This is a genomic window from Desulforegula conservatrix Mb1Pa (assembly GCF_000426225.1).
Classification (GTDB): Bacteria; Desulfobacterota; Desulfobacteria; order Desulfobacterales; family Desulforegulaceae; genus Desulforegula; species Desulforegula conservatrix.
On record NZ_AUEY01000157.1, the window covers coordinates 1 to 2,386 of the forward strand.

Annotated in this window: 2 protein-coding genes; both read right to left on the reverse strand. The window is 30.1% G+C overall.

What is annotated here, in order from left to right; all coding sequences use genetic code 11:
- Window positions 1-22 precede the first annotated feature (22 nt).
- On the reverse strand, window positions 23-1,738 hold the full coding sequence (locus tag K245_RS0121380; RefSeq protein ID WP_027360790.1) for a type IV secretion system DNA-binding domain-containing protein: 1,716 nt from the start codon (window positions 1,736-1,738) through the stop codon (window positions 23-25).
- A gap of 11 nt (window positions 1,739-1,749) precedes the next feature.
- The gene (locus K245_RS0121385; RefSeq protein ID WP_027360791.1) at window positions 1,750-2,076 is read right to left on the reverse strand and encodes a hypothetical protein; all 327 of its coding nucleotides are present in this window, start codon (window positions 2,074-2,076) and stop codon (window positions 1,750-1,752) included.
- Window positions 2,077-2,386 lie beyond the last annotated feature (310 nt).

The window sequence follows — 2,386 nt, forward strand, 5'->3', positions numbered from 1 at the left end:
CGTCCATGATTCACAGACTGATTTATGTTGCTCTTAGGACTCCACCCATGCCATCAACCATGCTTTCTATGGCTGAAGCAGAGTGGTAATCAGATGGAAATTTAACTTTAGTTATATTAGTCCCGCAAAAAAAGACATAGCCCTCCAAATCTTTCAAAGCCATAAGTTCAGAAGTTTTTACCAAATTTTCAGTTTTCTCACTTTTAAACAAATTCGAACTATGTCGATTATCCAGATCCCCCATAGAATATCTTTCTTTAGAGACAGAAAATACTGCCTTACCAATTTTATCTGACAAATATTGGCTTGTAATAGGATCAGAAACTCTAAGATAAACTGAATTACTGCAAGCACGAGTAATTATAGAGCTTATATCCTTTCCGTATATATTTTCTAATTGTCCAAGATCCTGAATCCCAATCCAAACTGAAGCCCCTTTTGATGTACCGAATATTTGTAAATTTAAAATTGATGGTAAATGTTGAAGCGTTCCAAAGTCATCAAGGAAAAAGAAAACTCTCCTATAAGAATCATTCTTCAATGAAATAAAATGACGGCCCATTAAATCGACAAATGCACTTAAAATTGGCTTAAGATAGTCTTTAGTATTTGAATGGTTTGAAACGAATATATTGAATTTAGGATCTTGTAACCATTTCCTGATTGAAAAACTTCCGTCAATATGTTGCAGATATTCGAAACTCTTAGTGTAATGTATTAGTCTGCCAACAATATTTAATGCTTGCGTACTTGATTCATACTGTATGTATGCATATCCTCTTTCTGCCCCAGGAGTTTTTTTCAAAAGTTCAGCTATATCTTTAATATCTAATGTTATTGTTTCCCAAATATCTTTATTTGTTTTCTTATTATTTTGATGCAAGTATACAATAATTCCGGTCAAAACATCTCTGGCAGCATCATTCCAAAATTTACTATCTGATCCAATAGCTGGAGGAATCAATGAAGCTGAAAATGCTTCAATATCATCATTATTTTCGATATCATTGAAAACATTCCATTTTAAACACCTATCATCCAGTGGATTAAATAAATGGTCTGTTTTTTTATTAAAAAATTTAGAAGAATAATCGCCTTTATAATCATAAATAACACAATTGTTTTTACGTTTGATTGCAGCATTAATTATACGACTCAGCAGCACCGTTTTACCTGACCCTGTACTTCCAACCAGTAGTAAGTGTTTCGTTTCATATGCTACTGGCAACTTAATATCTTTACCAAAAGGTAAATAACGATTCTTATCCATAATTTGGAGATTAAATTCTTTTGAAGATATTAATTGTGATCCTGTTATATACTCCTTGGTTGCTTTAATTTTCAATTTTTTCAAAAAAAAATAAAACAAAATAGGTGCACTTAAATATGATAAAAAACTGCTATAAACTGACAAAATAAATTTATGCCTTATTTGCGTATGAGGGATTACTAAATCGGTAATGTATTTATGAACATCAACACTATTCAAATGATAAATTTTATTAAATAGTTTAAAAGGCACACCTTTATCCGGTGAAAAAATAGAAAAAACCCAGCCTTTAATTAGAGTAAAAATAATTTGAAAATCAAAGCTGTCTAACCAAAAAAATAGTATTAAAAATAATGTTAATGCATGAAATATAAGGCAAGTGATAATTGTAATATAAAACCTTCTGGAATTCTTTTCTATAACAAGGAGAATTGTTTCAAACCAATTATAAGATTCTATTTGTTTCATTACTAATCACCTCATTTTAAATTATATTTCTTCTCAAGATCTTCTTTAACAATTTTCCTTAGTTCTTCATATTCTTCAGAATTCATAAAATGTTCAGCCGAGAGATTTAAAAAAATATTGGTTCTTGAGGCATGCCTTTCAGTGTTTTCTGTGGTGTTTTTTATTGCATCTAGTCGTTGAAGAATTGCGTTTAATATTTCTGTATTTTCATTTTTTTGAAAATACAGATCAAGAGCATGCCGAACAATATCAGATGATGTTTGTCCTGTTTGTTTCGCTGCTATTTCTATTCGATCTTTCATCTCTTTTGTGGTCAAAAAATTAATTCTTTCTGTCATTTTTCCTCACATTTTTTTTGATGACTATAAAGCTCTTCTCATATTAATAATATTAAATGTATTATTAATTATTTATCATATTATTAGATATATACAGAATTAAAAATAGCGTTAATAATATTAAATATAATATACATAAATATCTACCTAAAATAAAGTTATTCTTGAGGCGATGTCTTAAAAAATATTATAAAGAATATTATACATAATATTCTTATTTTGTTTGCCCGGCAAAGCCGTGCCCCCGTCTGTTTGAAAGAAAGCAGAGATACCCCGTCCGAGGGGAAATCAATCCGAATCGCAAGGGCGC

What these genes read in the sequence shown, in the direction of transcription:
- K245_RS0121380 (WP_027360790.1), bottom strand. Translation starts at nt 1,738, where the DNA reads ATGAAACAAATAGAATCTTATAATTGGTTTGAAACAATTCTCCTTGTT.
- K245_RS0121385 (WP_027360791.1), bottom strand. Translation starts at nt 2,076, where the DNA reads ATGACAGAAAGAATTAATTTTTTGACCACAAAAGAGATGAAAGATCGA.